The sequence below is a fragment of the Halomonas sp. BC04 genome, from assembly GCF_000568385.1.
Genome location: NZ_AZQX01000302.1, coordinates 15,071 through 35,015 on the forward strand (window position 1 = coordinate 15,071; position 19,945 = coordinate 35,015).

General features: G+C 63.9%; 17 protein-coding genes and 2 pseudogenes. 3 read left to right on the forward strand and 16 right to left on the reverse strand.

Going from position 1 to position 19,945, the window contains the following annotated elements; genetic code table 11:
* Positions 1-125: 125 nt before the first annotated feature.
* The 9 genes and pseudogenes from Q427_RS35640 to osmF form a co-directional block, all read right to left on the reverse strand.
* A pseudogene (locus tag Q427_RS35640) lies at positions 126-581 on the reverse strand (2-oxo acid dehydrogenase subunit E2); the annotation flags it as partial.
* A gap of 4 nt (positions 582-585) precedes the next feature.
* On the reverse strand, positions 586-717 hold the full coding sequence (locus Q427_RS37075; RefSeq protein WP_442905540.1) for a 2-oxo acid dehydrogenase subunit E2: 132 nt from the start codon (positions 715-717) through the stop codon (positions 586-588).
* 110 nt (positions 718-827) lie between these two features.
* A pseudogene (locus Q427_RS35650) lies at positions 828-1,694 on the reverse strand (biotin/lipoyl-containing protein); the annotation flags it as partial.
* Positions 1,695-1,722: 28 nt separating this feature from the next.
* Positions 1,723-2,700 (reverse strand): alpha-ketoacid dehydrogenase subunit beta, encoded by a 978-nt coding sequence (locus tag Q427_RS20505; RefSeq protein WP_043516957.1) that lies wholly within the window; start codon positions 2,698-2,700, stop codon positions 1,723-1,725.
* Between the two features lies 1 nt (position 2,701).
* On the reverse strand, positions 2,702-3,928 hold the full coding sequence (locus Q427_RS20510; protein ID WP_043516958.1) for a thiamine pyrophosphate-dependent dehydrogenase E1 component subunit alpha: 1,227 nt from the start codon (positions 3,926-3,928) through the stop codon (positions 2,702-2,704).
* A 236-nt stretch (positions 3,929-4,164) separates the two neighbouring features.
* A complete protein-coding gene (locus tag Q427_RS20515; RefSeq protein WP_081786126.1) occupies positions 4,165-4,947 on the reverse strand; it encodes an ABC transporter permease in 783 nt (260 codons plus the stop codon).
* Positions 4,944-5,885, reverse strand: a complete 942-nt coding sequence (locus Q427_RS20520) for an ABC transporter ATP-binding protein (RefSeq protein WP_043516959.1) — start codon at positions 5,883-5,885, stop codon at positions 4,944-4,946. The genes Q427_RS20515 and Q427_RS20520 overlap by 4 nt, the downstream gene beginning before the upstream one ends.
* Positions 5,882-7,003, reverse strand: a complete 1,122-nt coding sequence (locus Q427_RS20525; protein WP_081786127.1) for an ABC transporter permease — start codon at positions 7,001-7,003, stop codon at positions 5,882-5,884. Before Q427_RS20525 ends, Q427_RS20520 begins: the two co-directional genes overlap by 4 nt.
* A gap of 48 nt (positions 7,004-7,051) precedes the next feature.
* Positions 7,052-7,963, reverse strand: a complete 912-nt coding sequence (gene osmF / locus Q427_RS20530; RefSeq protein WP_043516961.1) for a glycine betaine ABC transporter substrate-binding protein OsmF — start codon at positions 7,961-7,963, stop codon at positions 7,052-7,054.
* A 320-nt stretch (positions 7,964-8,283) separates the two neighbouring features.
* Here osmF and Q427_RS20535 point away from each other — a divergent pair, with 320 nt between their 5' ends.
* Entirely contained in the window at positions 8,284-9,045 is a 762-nt protein-coding gene (locus Q427_RS20535) for a DUF1853 family protein (protein WP_231613826.1), read from the forward strand.
* Positions 9,046-9,125: 80 nt separating this feature from the next.
* On the opposite strand, the gene cysS is transcribed toward Q427_RS20535, so the two are convergent.
* Positions 9,126-10,520: a cysteine--tRNA ligase gene (cysS, locus tag Q427_RS20540; RefSeq protein WP_043516962.1), complete on the reverse strand. Its 1,395-nt coding sequence runs from the start codon at positions 10,518-10,520 to the stop codon at positions 9,126-9,128.
* 1 nt (position 10,521) lies between these two features.
* Entirely contained in the window at positions 10,522-12,201 is a 1,680-nt protein-coding gene (locus tag Q427_RS20545) for a glutamine--tRNA ligase/YqeY domain fusion protein (protein ID WP_043516964.1), read from the reverse strand.
* A gap of 189 nt (positions 12,202-12,390) precedes the next feature.
* Here Q427_RS20545 and Q427_RS20550 point away from each other — a divergent pair, with 189 nt between their 5' ends.
* Complete coding sequence (locus tag Q427_RS20550) at positions 12,391-12,900, forward strand: peptidylprolyl isomerase (protein ID WP_043516965.1); 510 nt, start codon at positions 12,391-12,393, stop codon at positions 12,898-12,900.
* A gap of 78 nt (positions 12,901-12,978) precedes the next feature.
* Positions 12,979-13,737 (forward strand): UDP-2,3-diacylglucosamine diphosphatase, encoded by a 759-nt coding sequence (locus Q427_RS20555; RefSeq protein WP_043516966.1) that lies wholly within the window; start codon positions 12,979-12,981, stop codon positions 13,735-13,737.
* Between the two features lie 26 nt (positions 13,738-13,763).
* Here Q427_RS20555 and Q427_RS36450 read toward each other — a convergent pair whose 3' ends face one another.
* The 5 genes from Q427_RS36450 to lon all read right to left on the reverse strand — a co-directional run bounded on the left by Q427_RS36450 (position 13,764) and on the right by lon (position 19,862).
* The gene (locus Q427_RS36450; RefSeq protein ID WP_331280671.1) at positions 13,764-14,219 is read right to left on the reverse strand and encodes a GTP-binding protein; all 456 of its coding nucleotides are present in this window, start codon (positions 14,217-14,219) and stop codon (positions 13,764-13,766) included.
* On the reverse strand, positions 14,191-14,802 hold the full coding sequence (locus tag Q427_RS36455) for a CobW family GTP-binding protein (protein ID WP_331280672.1): 612 nt from the start codon (positions 14,800-14,802) through the stop codon (positions 14,191-14,193). Before Q427_RS36455 ends, Q427_RS36450 begins: the two co-directional genes overlap by 29 nt.
* A gap of 188 nt (positions 14,803-14,990) precedes the next feature.
* Positions 14,991-16,808, reverse strand: coding sequence for a SurA N-terminal domain-containing protein (locus Q427_RS20565; protein WP_043516967.1), 1,818 nt, complete (start codon positions 16,806-16,808; stop codon positions 14,991-14,993).
* A 200-nt stretch (positions 16,809-17,008) separates the two neighbouring features.
* Entirely contained in the window at positions 17,009-17,281 is a 273-nt protein-coding gene (locus Q427_RS20570; protein WP_043516969.1) for an HU family DNA-binding protein, read from the reverse strand.
* A gap of 175 nt (positions 17,282-17,456) precedes the next feature.
* Entirely contained in the window at positions 17,457-19,862 is a 2,406-nt protein-coding gene (lon, locus tag Q427_RS20575; protein ID WP_043516971.1) for an endopeptidase La, read from the reverse strand.
* Positions 19,863-19,945 lie beyond the last annotated feature (83 nt).

Consider the following 19,945-nt stretch of genomic DNA (forward strand, 5'->3'; position numbering starts at 1 on the left):
GGATGACACCGATCCATGCCGCCACCAAGACGATACGACATGAACCGGCGTTTCTCAGCCAGGTGGAGGAGCATCGCTTCCGGATTCTCCAGATACCCTTTCCAGGCATTGCAGAAGCGGGCAATGGTGCCGCCGTCGATGACGCGATGATCCCCCGCCCAGGTAATCGTCATGATCGCCCGCCTTGCCACCTCGCCGTTGTCATCGAAGCGTGGCAGCCACTGGGTCTTGCCGATGGCGACGATGGCAAGCTCCGGCGCGTTGATGATCGGCGCTGCATAGGTTCCCCCCAGCGCCCCGATATTGGAGATGCTGATGGTGCCGCCCTTGAGATCGGCCTGGTCCACCCGCCCCTCTCGCGCCGCCGCGGTCAGCCGCTCCACTTCCCGGGCCACATCGAGCAGGGTACGGCGCTCCACGTGCTTCACGTTGGGCACCAGCAGGCCGGCCTTGCTATCCACCGCCATGCCCACGTTGCAGGAGGGGAGGTAGTGGATCTCGCTGACCTCGGCATTGAGCCGCGCATTGAGAATCGGGAACTCCTTCACCGCCAGGGCCATGGCCTTCATGAAGAACGGCATCAGGTCATCCGCGTGCCTGAGCCTCGGCCTGGGGCTTGAGGCGGGCACGCAGGGCCAGCAGGTCGGTGACGTCGATCTCCTCGCCATACTGGAAGTGCGGGATCGTGCTGGCGGACTCCACCATCCGGCGTGCCATGACCGCACGCACGCCGCGGATCGGCTCGACGACGACCTCGCCTTCGACGCCCGGAGCCGGCGCCGACGCCTTCTCGGGCGCGCTGGCTGTGCGCTCACTCGTGGCCGCTACCGACTCACCACCCTGCTCGAGGTGGCGCAGGACATCCTCCTTGAGCACCCGTCCCTGCTTGCCGGAACCGGCGATGGCCTCCAGCGACAGGCCGTGCTCGCGGACCAGTCGACGTACGGCAGGGCTCGCCGGGATACGCCCGTAGGGACCGCGCCCCGTCGTTGCCGCACCAAAGCCCTGCGACGCCCCGGAGTCAGGCTCGGCTGATGGCCGGAGGGTGGCGTCGCCGATGGCTCCGGCGCAGCGGGCGCCGGCTGCGGGCTATCCACTACCGCCGGTTCATAGGCGAACAGCGGTGCATGGACCTTGGCAATCTCACCCTTGGGTACGTATAGCTTGCTGACGCGCCCCGCTTCCGGCGCGGTAATCTCCACCAGTGCCTTGTCTGTCATCACATCGACCAGGGGCTGGTCTTCCTCGATACGCTCCCCCTCGGCGACTCGCCACTCCACCACCTCGCACTCGACGATGCCCTCGCCGATATCCGGCAGGATGAAGTCGGTTGCGGCTATTGCCGCCGAAGCGGATGGGGAGCCCGGCGGGGATGCCGTCGGTGCTGGGGCGGGCTCTGCTGTTACCGTTGTCTCCGGGGAAGCGCCCGCCTGACCGCTGGTTCCAACGCCCTCCTCCGCATCGCTCTCATAGGCGAACAGCGGGGAGTGGACCTTGGCGATCTCACCCTTGGGCACGTAAAGCTTCGTGACTCGCCCGGCTTCCGGGGCGGTGATCTCCACCAGCGCCTTGTCGGTCATCACCTCGACCACTGGCTGGTCTTCCTCGATGACGTCGCCTTCGCTGACACGCCATTCCACGATCTCGCATTCCACGATACCTTCACCGATATCGGGCAGCATGAAGTCACTCATCTTGCATCTCCTGTCCTGATATCGATCGTCAGAAATCCACGCTGGCCCGGATGGCCTCGTAGATCTTGAGGTGGTCCGGCATGTACTCCTTCTCCAGCGTCAGCGGAAAAGGGGTATCCATGCCGGTCACCCGTTCGATGGGCGATTCCAGGTACAGGAAGCAGCGCTCCTGTATGGTGGCGGCGATTTCGCTGGCAAAGCCGCCGGTTCGCGTCGCCTCATGGCTGATCACCAGGCGCCCGGTCTTGAGGACCGACTCGACAACCGAGTCCTCGTCCCAGGGCAGGATGGAGCGCAGGTCGATGATCTCGCAGGAAATGCCAGACTTCTCGGCCATCTCCACCGCCTTCTCGATCAGTTCCATCTGGGCCCCCCAGCCCAGTACCGTGACGTCGGTTCCCTCCTTGGTCACCTCCGCCTCACCGATGGGCAGCTGGTAGTCATTCTCCGGCACCTCGCCGGTGGAGGCGCGATACAGGCGCTTGGGCTCGAAGAAGATCACCGGATCGGGATCGCGTATGGCCGCGAGCAGCAGCCCCTTGGCCTGGTAGGGATTTCGCGGCACCACGACCTTCAGCCCCGGCGTGTGGGCGAAATAGGCCTCGGGCGACTGGGAGTGGTAGAGCCCTCCCGAAATGCCGCCGCCGTAGGGCGTGCGGATCGTCAGGCCGCCCACGTTGAACAGGTCACCGGAGCGGTAGCGGAACTTGGCCGTCTCGTTGACGATCTGGTCGAAGGCGGGAAAGATGTAATCGGCAAACTGGATCTCGGCCACCGGCACCGATCCCTGGGCCGCCAGGCCATTGGCGAAGCCGATGATGCCCTGCTCCACCAGCGGGGTATTGAAGCAGCGGGCGCGGCCGTACTTCTCCTGCAGGTTGCTGGTGGCGCGGAACACCCCGCCAAAGACCCCCACGTCCTCGCCGAAACAGAGGACCTTGTCATCCTCGGCCATGGCGATGTCCAGGGCATTGTTGATCGCCTGCAGCATGTTCATCTTCGGCATCTCAGGCTCCTTCCTGGTCGTCGCTGACCTTGGCGGCATCGCTGGACACGCTGACGTCCGGGTCGAGTGATCTCGCCCCCTTCGGGTAGGCGTCCGGGTACTTGCGAATGTGAGTCTTGAGCGCATCCAGCTGGCGTTGCAGCGCCGGCGTGACGTCGGCGTAGACATCGGTGACAAGGCTTTCCAGCGGCGGTGGCGGCCGCTTTTCGGCGCGCTTCATGGTCTCGAGCACCTCGCGGCGCAGGCTCTCCTGCAGGGCCTTCTCTTCCTCTTCGCTCCACCACTCACGGTCGAGAAGCCAGCGCTGCATGCGCAGGATGGGATCCTTCTCCCGCCAGGCCTCCTCCTCCTTGCGCGAGCGGTAGCCGGAAGGGTCGTCCGAGGAGGAGTGGGCCGCCAGGCGGTAGGTCATGGCCTCGATCAGTACCGGCTCGTTCTGCTCCACGGCGATGCGACGCGCCTCCTGGGTGGCGCGATAGACCGCCAGGATATCGTTACCGTCGACGCGGATGACATGCATGCGGTAGCCGAAGGCACGAGGCGCGATGCCGTCGGCGGCGAACTGCTCGGTGGCCGGCGTGGAGATCGCATAGCCGTTGTTGCGGCAGAAGAAGATCACCGGCACCTTGTGCACCGACGCCATGTTGAGGGCCGCGTGGAAGTCGCCCTCGGAGGCCGCGCCCTCACCGAAGAAGGTGATGGTGCAGTGCCCCTCCCCGGCCAACTTCTGGCCGTAGGCGTAGCCGGTGGCCTGGGGAATCTGCGTCGCCAGCGGCGAGGAGATGGTCATGTAGTGCAGCTTTCGAGAGCCGTAGTGGATCGGCATCTGCCGGCCCTTGCCGTAGTCGAGCTCGTTACCGAACAGCTGGTTCATGAATTCGTCGTAGGTGAAGCCGCGATAGGCCAGTGCACCCTGCTCGCGATACTGGGCCATGATCATGTCGGCATCGTCCAGTGCCGCTGCGGCGCCGATGACCGCCGCCTCTTCGCCCGTGCACTGCATGTAGAAGGAGAGCCGCCCCTGGCGTTGGGCCGCCAGCATTCGCTCGTCGAGTACGCGGGTCACGAGCATGGCGCGGTAGATCTTGAGCGCCTTCTCCTTGTCGAGCTCGGGGGCCTCGGCACCGTCGAACAGCGTGCCGTCCTGCTGCAGGAGCCGGAACGTGGGTATCTGGAATTCATCGCCGGTCATGAAGCTCGGCGAATAGACGTCGTATGTTGTTGTCATCATCCTGTTCCTTGGGTGGTGGCAGGAGGAAAACCGCCCCTTTTGAGGGCAGTGTTGACTGTAATGTAGTCGGCTGCCAGAGGTTGTCTCCAGCGTAGCGCCAACGCTGGCCAGTTGACGTTAACGTAAGATGCCATCAAAAGCATCTATTTTGCTAGCCCCATCGCGCATGACCCAATGAATCCACTGCACGGGTCCACCACCACCTGATGGATGTTTCGCCCGACAGCCTCTGCCTAACCGTTCATCGGCCGGCGCAGCAGACGCTCGAAGGTACTGTCGACGGTGATCGCCAGCAGCCCGATCAGCAGGGCCCCCTGCACGATATAGGCGGTGTTGCCGTTGACGATGCCGGAGATGATGGGGTCGCCCAGGTTGCTCGCACCCACCGTGGCACCGATGGCAGCCGTGGCGATATTGATGGTGACGGAGGTGCGGATGCCGGCGAGAATCACCGGTGCCGCCAGCGGCAGCTCGACCTGTCGTAGAATCTGGCCTCGTGTCATGCCCATACCCCGGGCCGCCTCGTGGACCCTGGGGTCGATGCCCGAGATGCCCGCCAGGGTGTTGCGCACGATGGGCAGCAGGCCGTAGAGAAGCAGCGCCACGATGATCGGCAAGGTGCCGTACCCTAGCGCTGGCACCGCCAGTGCGAGGACGGCCACCGGGGGAAACGTCTGCCCGATGGAGGCGACCTGGGCGACCAGGGGCAGGAAGTCGCGGCCCGCCGGCCGCGTCACGGCGATGGCGGCACCCACGCCCAGCAGGATGGCCAGCAGCGACGCCACGGCCACCACGAACACATGCTGGCCCAGCAGGGCGGACAGGCTCGTACGCTGATACAGCACCTGCCGGGTATCGGGTTCGATCAGCCGCAAGAACGCCTCGAGCTGCGACATGCCGAAGGTGAGTGCCAGCAGCAGCGCCAGCCAGATCAGCGGCACGCTCCAGTGCCGCCATAGCGCAATTCCACGGCTGGCATGGCCCCGCGGCACCGGCAGGATATCGCTTTCGTTCATGACGGCTTGGCACCCAGCAGCCGCCGCAACGACAGCTCGCCGATGGGGATGTCCTCGTCATCGACCACCGTGAGGCGCTCCACCCGGTGCCACAGCATCACCGACAGCGCCTGGCTGAGCGGCGCCCGATAGGGAATGCGCTCACTGGCCAGCAGCCGCGGGCCGAAGGGTGCCATGCGCTCGCTGACGCGTGTCAATGACGCCTCCTTGAGCCCTCGATCCATACCGCCCAGCAGGGACTCGACGAAGGCATCGACGGGATCATGCAGCAGGTCGATGGGACGCCCCTGCTGGACGATACGCCCCTGGTGCATTACCACCAGGCGATCGGCCAGGGCCAGGGCTTCATCCATGTCATGGGTCACGAAGACCACGGTCTTGTTCAGGCGCGCCTGGAGGTCCTGCAACTCACGTTGCAGCGTTTGACGGGTAATCGGGTCCAGGGCACCGAAGGGCTCGTCCATGAGCAGGATCTCGGGGTCGGCAGCCAGCGCCCGGGCCACGCCCACTCGCTGCGCCTGTCCGCCCGACAGTTGATGGGGGTACTTGTCGGCAAACTCCTCACGCGGCAGCCCCAGCAGGCCCAACAGCTCATCGGTGCGCTCCTGGATCTTCCCCCGCGGCCACTTGAGCAGCCGTGGGACCAACCCGATATTGCGTGCCACGGTCCAGTGCGGGAAGAGACCGGTATTCTGAATCACGTAGCCGATGCGTCGTCGCAGCAGTTCCTCATTGAAGGACCGCACCGGCTGGCCGTCGAGATGAATCTCACCCTCGCTATGCTCGATCAGCCGGTTGATCATGCGCAGCGTGGTCGACTTGCCGCAGCCTGAGGTACCGACCAGGGCGCAGAACTCTCCCTTCTCGACCCGCAGCGAGATGCCGTCCACGGCAGTCTCGCTGCCGAAACGCTTGGTGACATCGAAGAGTTCGATCATGGGGTTCCTCCGTGGCGAAGTCGTTCGGCCAGCGCGCCCAGCAGCGCATCGGCGACCAGGGCAAGCCCTATGATGGGTAGCGCACCGAGCAGCACCAGATCCATCGCCGCCTGGCCCAGGCCCTGGAAGATGAAGGTTCCCAGTCCCCCGGCACCGATCAGTGCCGCCACGGCCGTGAGACCGATCGCCTGTACCGTGGTAATCCGCACGCCCTCCAGCACCACCGGCAGCGCCAGCGGAAGGCGTACCTGCAAGAAGGTCTGACGACGACTCATGCCCATCCCCCGGGCCGATTCGATCACCGCCGGCTCGACACCCTCCAGCGCGACATAGGTGTTGCGCACCATGGGCAGGAGGCTATAGCCCACCAGCGCCAGCCAGGCCGGCGCCCAACCGATACCGCTCACGCCCATGGATGCCAGCCAGTCGTACCGTGCCGAGAGCCAAGCCAGGGGTGCCAGCAGCAGGCCGAAGAGGGCCAGGCTGGGGATGGTCTGCACGACATTGAGCAAACCGAAACCGGCCTTGCGCATCCCGGCGTAGCGACGCATGCACAGCGCCAACACGATCCCCAGCAGCAGGCTTGCACCCACTGCCGCGCCGACCAGGGCCAGGTGATAGACGATGGCCGAGGCGAACTGATCGCTGCGCCCCTGATACTCCCGGTAGAGCGCCAGGGGCTCGAGCCAGAACGACAGCGACAGCCACCAGGCAAGCACGACCGGCAGCAGCAACAGCCAGCCGATCGCCCGCGACAGGTTCAGGCGGGTACGCAGCTCAATCAGCACCAGCAACCACAGAAACAGCAGCAACCAGAGCGACGCACCGATTCCCAGCCGCGCCTGAGGCAGGTCGGGATCGGACAGGGCCATGACCGCTGTTGCCAGCCAGAGCGGCATCGCCACCAGCAGCCCGAGCACCACGGCCAGCGCGGCCTGCAGACGTCGGGTATCGGGCCGCCAGGCCAGAACGATCACGGCCAGCATGGGCAGAGTGGCCAGCAGCGCGGCCCACCAGCCATGCACCTCCTGGGCGCGATGGGGCGTACCGGCGACGAGGCGGTTGGGCGCGATGCTCACCGCCTCGAGGGCCAGCCAGGCGAGCAGTCCGACCGACATAAGACACAGCAGTACCCAATTGGGCGAACATCTATCAGTGGTCACGCATCATTCCGGCAGCTCGGCAAGAAAGTCCTCGGCGACCCGACGCGGGTCCAACCCATCGACGGCCACTTGTCCGTTCAGCCGCTGCAGTGTCTCGAGATCCAACGCCTGGAACACCGGCGCCAACAGCGACTCGATCTCGGGATGCGCCTCCAGCACAGCTTCACGCACCACCGGCGCGGGCTGGTAGACCGGCTGAACGCCCAGGGTATCCTCCAGCACCACCAGGTCCAGCGCGCCCAGGCCACCATCGGTGCCATAGGTCATGGCCCCATTGACGCCGCTGGTCTGCTGGGCAGCGGCCCGCATGGTGGCAGCGGTATTCCCGCCCGACAACACCAATAGCTGATCCGACGACAGCTCGAAGCCGTAGGCCTGCTGAAACGCCGGAAGTGCCTGCTCGGATTCGACGAACTCCGCACTGGCGGCAAACTTGAACTCGCCACCCGCCGCCAGGTAATCCGCCAGGTCCTCAAGCGTGGCAAGCCCCTGTTCGCGCGCCAGGTCGCCGCGGACGCTCATGGCCCAGGTGTTGTTGGCATCAGCAGGCATCAACCAGATCAGGCCATCCTCGGCGTCCAGCTCTTTCACCGTGGCATAAGCCTCACCGGCGTCGTTCCAGACATCGCTGTCGGCCATGTCGAAGAAGAAGGCGCCATTGCCGGTATACTCGGGGTAGAGGTCGATTTCGCCGGCCTTCAGGGCGCTGCGCACGATACTGGTGCCACCCAGCTGCAGCCGGTCCTCGACCTCGATGCCGGCCTGTTCGAGCCGCTGGATAATCAGCTGGCCGAGAACCGAGCCTTCGGTATCGATCTTGGAGGAGACCACCACGGGACCGCTGGCCTGGGCCGCAGACAGGGTCAGCAAGGAGGCAGTCGCCAGGACTGCCATGCCGGTCAGGGAGCGTTTCATCGCCACCACCCATTGGTTGTGAATGTTCCCTGAGTATAAGGGGTGTACAGTTTGGCTGTCAGACCTGATCTCAACGCGGAATGCTTATTGACCATGCTTGCAAGCGGCGACCCCCATCTTGCTGACTGTCATCATCCACTGGTGCGCGACCTGGCCTGGATCATCCTGGCGCCGGATTTGATCCACGCCGAATGGCCGGGACGTCCCTCCAGAGAGGTGCTGGGGCTGGCAGGCGAGCGCCAGCTTGCAGGCTTTCTCGATGCACTGGAAGCTGCACCACAGGGCTCGAGCGGCGCGTCGGCAGCACCGTTGATGGCCGCATGGGGCTCTACCATGAAAGGCTCTGGCAGTTCCTGCTCGATGCCGCCCCCGGTACGCGGCTACTGGCGAATAACCTGCGTATCCACCAGGGCAAGCGCACCCTGGGGGAGCTCGACCTGCTCTATCGCCGCCGCAATGACCCGATGCCCATTCACCTGGAGGTGGCCATCAAGTTCTATCTCGGCCTGCCGGAAGGTCCGGGGGGCAGCCGCGATCAGGCGCGCTGGATCGGCCCCGGTGGCGCCGACAGCCTGGCAACCAAGCGCGAGCACCTCCATCGCCATCAACTGCGCCTGACCGAGCGCACCGAGACACGCCTGTCGATCCGGCTTCACACCCGGCCAAGGGATATCGGCCCCACCCCGGAACCATTCATCCAGCCGCAGCTGGCGATGCCAGGCGTGCTCTTCTATCCCTGGCATCAGGCACTCCCGTCGCCCCGGGAGGCGACCCCCGAGCATCTCAGGGGGCAGTGGCTTCACTGGAGAGAGTGGCGCAGTTTCCGCGACGGACTGCCCCGGGGCACCCGCGCCGCCTGGCTGGCCAAGCCCCATTGGCTTGCCCTGCCCAGAGACGAGGCATTCACTGCCCTGCGTGACGTTGAGGCCCGCCTGGCTCAGCACTTCCGGAGCCACGGCTCCCCGGTGCAGGTCGCCCTGCTGCCAGGCGACAAACGCCATTCGGGCGATGGCCTTCGCCGACTTTTCGTGGTCGCTGACGACTGGCCCCGCCAGATCCCGCTGCCACCCGCAACGGCATAACGAAGCGCGCCCGGCAAAGGGCCGGGCGCGGATCCGGATGAGAGCAACCAACGACACTGGCAATCCTCATGTCGGAAAACCTATCCAGTCTGCTCCAGCACCCAGCTGGTCCCCTCGCGGGAATCCTTGAGGATGATGCCAAGGGCCGCCAGCTCATCGCGAATCTCGTCGGCGGCGGCAAAATCCTTCGCTTTCTTGGCTTCAGCACGGGCAACGATCTTCGCTTCGATCTCCGCCTCACTCAGCGGCAGATCGCCGGCACCGCCCTTGAGGAATGCCTCGGGCGCCTGCTGCAACAGACCAAGCACGCCGCCCAGTCGCTTGAGCTCGCCGGCCAGGGGCGGGGCCCTGTCCGGCGCCTCCTTCCTGGCACGGTTCAGCTCCCGGGCCAGATCGAAGAGCACCGACAACGCCTCGGGCGTGTTGAAGTCGTCATCCATGGCGGCGACAAACCGCTCCTCGAAACCACCATCGACCTTGTCCTCACCGGAATCGTGCGCAACGCCCTCCAGCGAGTTGTAGAACCGCTCCAGTGACTTGCGGGCATCCGCCAGGGACTCCGGGGCGTAGTTGATGGCACTGCGGTAGTGGCTTGCCACCAGCAGGTAGCGCACCACCTCCGGGTCATGGGACTCGAGCACCTCACGGATGGTGAAGAAGTTGCCAAGGGACTTGGACATCTTCTCCTGGTCCACCCTCACTGCACCCGCATGCATCCAGGTATTGACGTAGGGCTTGCCGGTGGCCGCCTCGCTCTGGGCGATCTCGTTCTCGTGGTGGGGAAAGGTCAGGTCCGGGCCGCCGCCATGAATGTCGAAGGTCTCCCCGAGGCAGCAGGTCGACATCGCCGAGCACTCGATATGCCAGCCTGGACGCCCCTCGCCCCAAGGCGAGGCCCAGCTCTCCTCGCCGGACTTGGCCGCTTTCCAGAGTACGAAATCGAGTGGGTCCTCCTTGTGCTCATCGACCTCGACCCGGGCACCAGAGCGCATCTCGTCCAGGTCACGGTTATTGAGCTTGCCGTAGCCCTCGAACTTTCGCACCCGGTAATAGACGTCGCCATTGCTCGCCGCATAGGCATAGCCCTTGTCGATCAGGGTCTCGATCATGGCGATGATCTCGGCCACATGGCCAGTGGCACGGGGCTCAAGATCCGGCCGCAGCACGAAAAGACGCGCCTCGTCCTCGTGCATGGCAGCGATCATGCGCTCGGTCAACGCGCCGATGCTCTCGCCATTCTCGTCGGCGCGCTTGAGGATCTTGTCGTCGATGTCGGTGATATTGCGCACGTAGGTGACGTCGTAACCGCGCCAGCGCAGGTAGCGGGTCACCACATCGAATGCCACCATCACCCGGGCATGGCCCAGGTGGCAGTAGTCGTAGACGGTCATGCCGCAGACGTACATGCGCACCCTGCCCGGCTCGATGGGTTGGAAGCTCTCCTTGCGACGCGTCAGCGTGTTGTAGATCTGCATGTCAGCCCTTCTTCTGAATCTTTGCCCAACTATCCTTGAGTCCGACCGTGCGGTTGAACACCCGCTTGCCCGTGGTACAGGCGTGGCGATCGGCACAGAAGTAGCCAACGCGCTCGAACTGGAAACGCGACTCGGGCGTGACATCGGCCAGGCTAGGTTCTCCCATGGCCTGGCACACCTGCAGGGAGTCGGGATTGAGGTGCTCGAGAAAGTCGGTGTCGCGGTCCCGGTCGGGCTGCTCCACCTGGAACAGGTTGTCGTAGAGGCGCACTTCCATGGGCACCGCATGGGCAGCGCTGACCCAGTGAATCACTCCCTTCACCTTGCGGCCTTCGGGGTTCTTGCCCAGGGTGTCGAAATCCACCGAGCAGCGCAGCTCGGCGATCTCGCCGGCGCTGTCCTTGACCACTTCGTCGCAACGAATCACGTAGGCATTGCGCAGCCGTACCTCCTGGCCCGGGGCCAGCCGGAAGAACTTCTTCGGCGGCTCCTCCATGAAGTCGTCCTGATCGATCCACAGCTCACGGGTGAAGGGAACCCGGCGAACCCCCATGTCCTCACGCGCAGGATGCCCGGGCACATCGAAGACCTCCTCGTGATCTTCACCCACGTTGGTCAGCACAACCTTCAGCGGCTTGAGCACGCACATGGCCCGCGGCGCATTATCCTCGAGGTCCGAACGAATGGCGTGATAGAGCATGGCGATGTCCACCAGGCCACCGTCGGCACGGGTCACGCCGATCATGTCGCAGAATTTGCGGATCGACCCGGGCGTATAGCCACGGCGGCGCATGCCGGAGATGGTCGGCATACGCGGGTCATCCCAGCCATCGACGATACCCTCATCCACCAGCAGCTTGAGCTTGCGCTTGGAGGTCAGTGTGTAGTTGAGATTGAGCCGGGCGAACTCGATCTGGCGGGGCCTTGCCGGCACCGGCAGGTTCTCCAGGAACCACTCGTAGAGCGGCCGATGATCCTCGAACTCAAGGGTGCAGATGGAGTGCGTGACACCTTCGATGGCATCCGACTGGCCGTGAGCGAAGTCGTAGGAGGGGTATATCTTCCACTTGTCCCCGGTCTGGTGGTGATGAGCGTGGCGGATACGATAGAGAATCGGGTCGCGCAGATTGATATTCGGTGCAGCCATGTCGATTCTGGCGCGCAGTACCTTCTCGCCCTCGGCAAACTCGCCGATGCGCATGCGCTCCAGCAGATCGAGGTTTTCTTCCACGCTGCGCGTGCTGTACGGGCTCGGCCTGCCGGGCTCGGTCAGGCTGCCGCGATACTCGCGAATCTCTTCGGGGGAGAGATCGTCCACGTAGGCTTTGCCCTGGCGAATCAGATGCTGCGCCCAGGCATAGAGCTGGTCGAAGTAGTCGGAGGCAAAGCGCACCTCCCCTGCCCACTGGAATCCCAGCCAGGCCACATCCTCCTTGATGGCATCGATATAGGCCTGCTCTTCCTTGGCGGGGTTGGTATCGTCGAAGCGCAGATGACAGTCCCCACCGAACTGCTCGGCCAGGCCGAAGTTGAGACAGATCGATTTCGCATGCCCCACATGCAAGAAGCCGTTGGGCTCCGGCGGGAAACGCGTGACGACCCGGCCGGCCTTCCCGGCTTCGATCTCGTCACGGATCTGGTTGCGGATAAAATTCGGCGCGCTGGCGGTATCGGTGGACATGTTGATGCGGTAAACCTCTGGTTGAATCGCGGCCCAAGGGCGCGAAGCCCGTGTCGCGGGCTGTCTTAGAGTCAGGCGCAACCCGACGCGCTTCGCGCATCGATGCAAAACCGCTATTATAGCGTCACGCCCCTGCACGGCGCCAAGGCGCGCCTGCTATTGCCCAAGATAAGCACACAGGAAAAAGCGATGATCGTTCTAGAGACCAACTTCGGTGATATCACCGTTGCCGTGAATCACGAGAAGGCCCCGAAAACCGCCGCCAATTTCGAGCAGTACGTACGCGATGGGCATTTCGATGGCACGCTGTTTCATCGGGTGATCCCTGGCTTCATGGTCCAGGGCGGCGGCTTCGACCAGGAGTTCAACCAGAAGCCGACCCGCGAGCCGGTCGAGAACGAAGCCGACAACGGCCTCAAGAACACCACGGGCACCCTGGCCATGGCACGTACCCAGGACCCCCACTCTGCCACGGCACAATTCTTCATCAACGTGGCCGACAATGACTTCCTCAACCACAGCGGCAAGAACATCCAGGGCTGGGGCTACTGCGTCTTCGGCGAGGTCGTCGACGGCATGGACGTGGTCGAGAAGATCACCGCCGTGGAGACCACCCGTCGCGGCATGCACGCCGACGTCCCGGCCGAGGACGTGATCATCCAGCGGGCCTACATGAAGGAAGACCCCGCCGACAGCTGAGGGGATCGAAGCGCAACATGACCACCCCGTGACTCATGTTGCGCCGACCCGCCATGACACAGCCCTGCGAGACGGCCCATGACCACTCTGATAGTTTCCGACCTCCACCTGCAACCCCAAGTACCCGAGGTAACCGAGGGTTTTCTCGGCTGGCTCCAGCAGCGGGCCCATGGGGCAGAAGCCCTCTATATTCTCGGCGACCTCTTCGAAGCCTGGATCGGTGACGATCTCCTCGACATGGTCGAGGAGGATGCCAGCGGCAATGCCGCACTCGCCGTGGAACTCGCCACCGCCCTGCGGCGGCTCGCAGACGATGGCACCGCAGTCTACCTGATGCACGGCAACCGTGATTTCCTGCTCGGACACCGATTCGCCACGGCCGCCGGCGCCAAGCTGCTGGCCGACCCGGCCCTGGTCATGTTCCATGACGAGCCGATACTGCTGATGCATGGCGATAGCCTCTGCACCCGGGACGAAGCCTATATGGCCTTCCGTGCCCAGGCACGCCAGCCCGCCTGGCAGCAGCAAGTACTGGCCATGCCGATTGCCGACCGTATCACCCTGGCTGCCTCCTTGCGCCAACAGTCCGGCGAAGCCACCTCCGGCAAGGCCGATGACATCATGGACGTGACCCCCGCCGAAGTCGTCCAGGTGATGCGCGACCATGGCGTCAGGACCCTCATCCACGGCCACACCCATCGCCCGGCGGTCCACGACTTCGAGATCGACGGGACACCCGCCCGGCGTATCGTGCTGGGCGACTGGCAGCCCGGCCGCGGCTGGGAAGTGATCATCGATAGCGACGGACGCCCGACCCTGGAGCAGATCGATATCTGACACCCGCCCCCTCTGGCCATCGGGGATCACTCTGCGCAGGCATCCAGATCGACCTGAAGCGCCTCGGGCTCGGGGAGGCTTCCTGCCTCCCCGATCACCTCCAGCCGGGAATCCAGCCGCCACACGCTGGGCTCCAGCTTGGCAGCGCCATCGCCACGGTTATAGAGCCTCCATCCGGCATCGGTGTGCAAGACTCCCTTGACCCGCAGCCCGGGTGACAACCGATCGAGCACCGAGGTCAGGCGGTCCAGGTTGAAGCGCGTATCCGGATGCCAGCGCCACCCCAAGGTGGTATAGCCAAGCGCCGTTGCCGTCTCGTACATGGGCTGCTCCCGGCCGGGGCGCGACAGCATGGCCTCATCCAGCCTCACCACTCTCGCCTTTTCCGCCGCGGCCCTTAGTCGGTCGTGGGCATCGCTTGCGGGCAGTGCTGCCGCCGTGGCGGCATGCTCTTCACTCTGAAGCAGCCGGGATATCGGCAACTTTCCATGCGATGCCTCGACGATCCACTTCCTTGCCGGCCCAGTGGTCGGCGGCATGGCGACGCGCCGCCGCCCGCTGAGCCGCAGTGGCCAGGTCGGCCTTGGTCAGCACCACGGCATCGGCCATGGCCAGCTGGTCACGAAAGGTATCGTGCTCCCGCACCCGTGGCTCATCGAGGCGCGCCGGGTCGAGGGTCACGATAATGTCGCGGACGTCGAGAATGCCGTGGAAGGCCTCGCCTCGCAGGACATCGAGCAGGCCCGCCGGGTGCCCCAGGCCCGACGGCTCGACGATCAGGCGGTCCGGCCGATGCCGATGCAGCAGGTTGACCAGCGTCGCCTGCAGCACGAAGGCAAGCTGGCAACAGAGACAGCCCCCGGGGAGCCCCTTCACGACCAGGTCATCCCGCTCCTCGAACATCGCCTGGTCGATCCCCACCTGACCGAATTCGTTGATCAGGATCGCCCAGGTCTCATCCGCCGGCTTCTGGTCGAGCAGTCCACGAATCAGCGTGCTCTTCCCGCTTCCGAGAAAACCTGTCACCAGATGTACGGGAATCGACTCAAGCGGTGTGCCACGCATTCGCACGCCTCCAGGATGAAGGGATCATTCAAGATGTTATTTCATAACATAATGGTATCACCCAGACGTTGCCGCCGACAGCCATTCGCCAATGATCGTGGAGATCTCATGATAGAGATAACGGTATAATCACGACACAAAGAACAGGAGGCACGCCGGCCTCCTGTTTCCCGCACCTGATTTTGCTATCAGAGGCGATCGATATCGGCGGTTTCCCGCAGGTAGGACTGGAGGCCCTGTATCGACGCCTGCCCGCGGAGCTGTTCCGCCATCCGGGCCACGAAGTTCTCCACCTCGGTATCCACTTCACCCTCCTCGACGCGATCCAGGGCGATGAGCACTACCCGGCCATCGTCGGAGGCCTGGCCATATACAGTCCTATCCGCTTCGGGGTGAGGCAGCCGGAATGCCGCCTGCAGCACGGAGCGCGGCACGTTGTCCTGCTGTCGCGAGGCATGCTCGACGCGGCGCCAGTCGATATCCAGTGCCTCGCCTTCCCTCAGCAGCTCCACCTGCGTCCTCGCCACGTCAAGCAGCGCCTCGCGCTGCTTGTGGCGCTCCACGGCCGCCGTCACGCGATCGCGGACCTCGTCGAGCGGAAGCACGGCGGCCTCCCGATGTTCGGCGACCCTCAGCACCATCCTGCGATCCTCGTCCAGCTCGATCACGTCGCTGTTGAAGCCCTCGACCAGAACATCTTCACTGAAGGCTTCCTGCATGACACCCGGTTCGGAGAGGACGCCCTCGCCGCCCTCGCGGGAGACCCAGTCGCTTTCGCGCAGGCCGAGTTCCAGCAGGTCGGCTACGCTGGCGAGGTCGTCGGCAGCAAAGCTTTCATCGATCAGGGTCTGTACCCGTTGGTTGAAGGCATCGCTGACCTCGGCAAGGGCCAGGTCACGCTCCAGCTCTTCACGCATTTCATCCAGCGGCGGCTGGTCGAGCTCTGTCACCTTGAGCAGATGCAGGCCGCTGTCGGTCTCGACGATACCTGACACCTGACCGGGCCCTAGGGCGAAGGCAGCTTCATCGAACGCATCGCCGAAGAAGCCACGGCTGATGACGCCAAGGTCGCCCCCCTGCTCGGCAGTAGTGGCATCGTCGGAATAGCGGAGTGCCAGATCGGCAAAGTCCTCACCCTCGGCGAGCTGGGCACGAGCCTCTTCCAGCCGCGCCAGGGCTTCCTCACGGCTACGCTCGTCATTGAAACCAACCATGATATGGGACACACGACGATCGACATCGCGGCCACGCGCCTCCCAGGCGCTGCGGAGGTCATCGTCGGAGATGTCTACGGCATCCGCCATCTCCTGGCGATCCAGCACCACATACTCGAGCCGAACCTGCTCGGGACGCCGGTAGCGATCGGCATTCTCTTCGTAGTAGGCAACCAGATCCTGCTCAGTAACCGTCACGGGCTCGACCAGATCACCGGCACTCAGCGTATGGTAGCGAAAGGAACGAACCTGACGCTGCAAGGCCGCCAGGGTCTGCCGCTCGCTTTCCAACGTGAAGTCACTCAAGACAAGGCCTTGCTGAACCTGCTGTCGCTTCAGGTCCACCCGCAACGCCGCACGGAAGGACGACGGCGTGAATCCGGCGCTGGCCAGGCGATTACGAAACAGGTCGGCATCGAAACGGCCGTTCTGGTTCTGGAATTCCGGCAGCGTGACGATAACTTGATCGAGCTGCTCATCGGAGAGGTGCAGGCCGCCATCTTCGGCAAAGGCCGTGAGCAGTCGCTCGCCGATCAGCTCATCGAGAACCTGGCCGCGCAACGCCCGCTCCTGCTCGGGCGGCACCTGCCCCGAGCGAATGGCCCGCTGAACCTCCACCTCGAGTTCCTGACGAGTAATCGTCTGGCCATTGACCTTGGCGACTTCGTCGCCGCTTCCGCCAAGCAGCCCCACCAGGGACTCGACCCCGAACAGGGCCATGGTCACGACCACGGCTCCGATGATGATCTTCGCACCCCAACTTCTGGAGCGGTCACGTATACTTTGCAGCATGGAGGCCTCGGCTGATGATTGTTGGCTGGCTGACGCGCCGTATTATACGGTGACAGAGGCATTCCCACCATGGCCCCCGCACGGCACCGAGGATCAGCCCAAAAATAAAGAAGGCGCATCGCTAAGGCGATGCGCCTGGTTTTTGCTGCCGATGATGGCCTGCGTGAAGCGACGACCCGCGGCGCAAAATAGCCGCTGACTCAGTTGACGGCGTCCTTGAGTGCCTTGCCGGCCTTGAAGGTCGGCACCTTGGCTGCGCTGATCTGGATCGGCTCGCCGGTCTGCGGGTTGCGCCCGGTACGCGCAGCGCGCTCCTTGACGGAGAAAGTACCAAAGCCCACCAGGGAGACGGTGTCACCGCTCTTGAGACTCTCGGTGACGGTGTCGACCATGGCATCCAATGCACGGGTTGCGGCGGCCTTGGGAATATCGGCAGACGCGGCGATGGCTTCGATCAGCTCGGATTTGTTCACACTTCACCCCTTGACTGTTTCAGAAAATGGCTCTAATCGGCGCACCTTTCGCCTGGCAACACGATCACAGCATGGCAGCAGTTTATAGCAATGCAGTAAAAGATGTGTCAAGCAACTTGCGGCGCCAGACCGCGTCATACCGGGGTTTTTCTCCCGGCATGACGAAAAAAAAACGTTAATGCGTGCTGATCATTGAGGTGGGTGATGCAGAATCATCCGCTCGGGAATCATCGCCTTGGGGGTCGGACCTTTCAGCCAGAGCCGCCTCAAGCACCTCATCGATCCAGCGAACGGGCCGGATATCCAAAGCATCCTTGATGTTATCCGGCACCTCCTTGAGATCCCGTCGGTTCTCTTCCGGAATGAGCACGGTCTTTATACCACCGCGCCGCGCAGCCAGCAATTTCTCCTTCAAACCGCCGATCGGCATCACCTCACCCCGCAGGTTGACCTCCCCGGTCATGGCCAGGTCGCAACGAACCGGGCGCGCAGTGTAGGCGGATACCATCGCCGTCACCATGGCGATGCCGGCGCTGGGGCCATCCTTGGGCGTCGCCCCCTCGGGGACGTGAATATGCAGATCCTCCTTCTCGAAGCGCTCAGGGTCGATACCCAGCGCCTCGGCACGGGCACGCACCACGGTATGAGCGGCACTCACCGACTCCTTCATGACATCACCCAGCGGGCCGGTCTTGTTGATACGACCCTTGCCCGGGGTGACCACCGACTCGATGTTGAGCAGCTCACCACCGACCGACGTCCACGCCAGGCCGGTGACACGCCCCACCTGGTCCTCCTTGTCGGCCAAACCGTAGCTGTAGCGGCGCACACCGGCATACTGCTCGATATCCCCGGCACCCAGCGTCACCGGTGCCTGGGCGCCCTGCCCCTGCTGCTCCAGCCGCTCACGCAGCACCTTGCGGCAAACCTTGGCAATCTGTCGCTCCAGCTCGCGTACGCCGGCCTCGCGGGAATAGTAGCGGATCAACTCGAGCAACGCGTCGTCGCCAAAACTCAGCTCGTCATCCTTGAAACCATTGGCCTTGAGCTGCTTGGCAACCAGGTAGCGACGCGCGATGGCCAGCTTCTCGTCCTCGGTATAGCCGGGCAGCCGGATGATCTCCATACGGTCCAGCAGCGGCCCGGGAATATTCATGGAGTTGGCAGTGCAGATGAACATCACGTCGGACAGGTCGTAGTCCAGCTCGAGATAGTGGTCGTTGAACTTGTCGTTCTGCTCCGGATCGAGCACCTCGAGCAGGGCAGATGCCGGATCGCCACGATGGTCCATGCCGATCTTGTCGACTTCGTCGAGCAGGAACAGCGGATTCCTGACCCCTGCCTTGCTCATGCGCTGGACCATCTTGCCCGGGAGCGAGCCAATGTAGGTGCGCCGGTGGCCACGAATCTCGGACTCGTCGCGCACCCCACCCAGCGCCAGCCGCACGTACTTGCGATTGGTGGCACGGGCGATCGACTGGCCCAGGGAGGTCTTGCCCACCCCGGGAGGGCCGACCAGGCAAAGCACCGGGCCCTTGAGCTTCTTGACCCGCTTCTGCACGGCGAGGTACTCGAGGATCCGCTCCTTCACCTCGTCCAGGCCATAGTGGTCCTCATCCAGCACCTTGTGGGCATGGACCAGGTCATGCTTGACCCGAGTACGCTTCTTCCAGGGCACGGCGACCAGCCAGTCGAGATAGGAGCGCACGACCGTGGCCTCGGCCGAGTTGGGGGACATCATCTTGAGCTTGCCGAGCTCCTGGGTGGCCTTGTCCCTGGCCTCCTTGGGCATCCCGGACTCCTCGATGGCCTGCTCGTATTTCTCGGCCTCGTTGGGCACGTTCTCGAGCTCGCCCATCTCCTTCTGGATGGCCTTCATCTGCTCGTTGAGATAGTACTCCCGCTGGGATTTCTCCATCTGGTCCTTGACCCGGGAGCGGATGCGCTTCTCAACCTGCAGCAGGTCGATTTCCGACTCGATCAGCGCCATCAGGTGCTCGATACGGTCGCGGACCCGGTCCATTTCCAGCAACTGCTGCTTGTCACCAATCTTCAGCGACAGATGGGCACAGATGGTATCGACGAGGCGGCTCGGGTCCTCGATCCCGGAGAGGGAGTTGAGCACCTCATTGGGCACCTTCTTGGAAAGCTTGACGTACTGCTCGAACTGGTTGAGCAGCACGCGAACCAACGCCTCCTGCTCGCGCTCCGACAGCGGCTCGCTATCACGCAGCATGGCCTCGGCCAGGCTGTAGCCTTGATCGGTATGGTGCACCTCGCGGAGGTCGGCACGGGAGGTACCTTCGATCAGCACCTTGACGGTACCGTCGGGCAACTTGAGCAACTGCATGATCTCGGCGACAGTGCCTATGTCAAAGAGATCCTCGGTGCCAGGGTCGTCCTGGCCGGCCTCACGCTGGGCCACAAGCAGAACACGCTTGTCGGCCGCCATGGCCGCATCCAGTGCCTGGATGGATTTCTCCCTTCCAACGAACAGCGGTATCACCATCTGCGGATAGACAACGACATCGCGCAGTGGAAGGAGGGGCAGACTCAGGGTCTGATCGGCGTTCTGCTGCATCGCAGACGTTCCTCAAACGAATCGGGTGGATAAGGAAGGGTGTGGGGGCGACACGCCCCCATTGCAAGGGAGAGAGCGGGGAA

Bases quoted from the DNA above. Each gene is read 5' to 3' on its own strand.
- Q427_RS20550 (WP_043516965.1), top strand. From the start codon at position 12,391: ATGATCGTTCTAGAGACCAACTTCGGTGATATCACCGTTGCCGTGAAT.
- osmF (WP_043516961.1), bottom strand. From the start codon at position 7,963: ATGAAACGCTCCCTGACCGGCATGGCAGTCCTGGCGACTGCCTCCTTG.
- cysS (WP_043516962.1), bottom strand. From the start codon at position 10,520: ATGCAGATCTACAACACGCTGACGCGTCGCAAGGAGAGCTTCCAACCC.
- Q427_RS20520 (WP_043516959.1), bottom strand. From the start codon at position 5,885: ATGATCGAACTCTTCGATGTCACCAAGCGTTTCGGCAGCGAGACTGCC.
- Q427_RS36455 (WP_331280672.1), bottom strand. From the start codon at position 14,802: ATGCGTGGCACACCGCTTGAGTCGATTCCCGTACATCTGGTGACAGGT.
- Q427_RS20535 (WP_231613826.1), top strand. From the start codon at position 8,284: ATGGGGCTCTACCATGAAAGGCTCTGGCAGTTCCTGCTCGATGCCGCC.
- Q427_RS20505 (WP_043516957.1), bottom strand. From the start codon at position 2,700: ATGCCGAAGATGAACATGCTGCAGGCGATCAACAATGCCCTGGACATC.
- lon (WP_043516971.1), bottom strand. From the start codon at position 19,862: ATGCAGCAGAACGCCGATCAGACCCTGAGTCTGCCCCTCCTTCCACTG.
- Q427_RS20565 (WP_043516967.1), bottom strand. From the start codon at position 16,808: ATGCTGCAAAGTATACGTGACCGCTCCAGAAGTTGGGGTGCGAAGATC.
- Q427_RS20545 (WP_043516964.1), bottom strand. From the start codon at position 12,201: ATGTCCACCGATACCGCCAGCGCGCCGAATTTTATCCGCAACCAGATC.
- Q427_RS20510 (WP_043516958.1), bottom strand. From the start codon at position 3,928: ATGACAACAACATACGACGTCTATTCGCCGAGCTTCATGACCGGCGAT.
- Q427_RS20555 (WP_043516966.1), top strand. From the start codon at position 12,979: ATGACCACTCTGATAGTTTCCGACCTCCACCTGCAACCCCAAGTACCC.
- Q427_RS20525 (WP_081786127.1), bottom strand. From the start codon at position 7,003: ATGTCGGTCGGACTGCTCGCCTGGCTGGCCCTCGAGGCGGTGAGCATC.
- Q427_RS37075 (WP_442905540.1), bottom strand. From the start codon at position 717: ATGGCACGCCGGATGGTGGAGTCCGCCAGCACGATCCCGCACTTCCAG.
- Q427_RS20515 (WP_081786126.1), bottom strand. From the start codon at position 4,947: ATGAACGAAAGCGATATCCTGCCGGTGCCGCGGGGCCATGCCAGCCGT.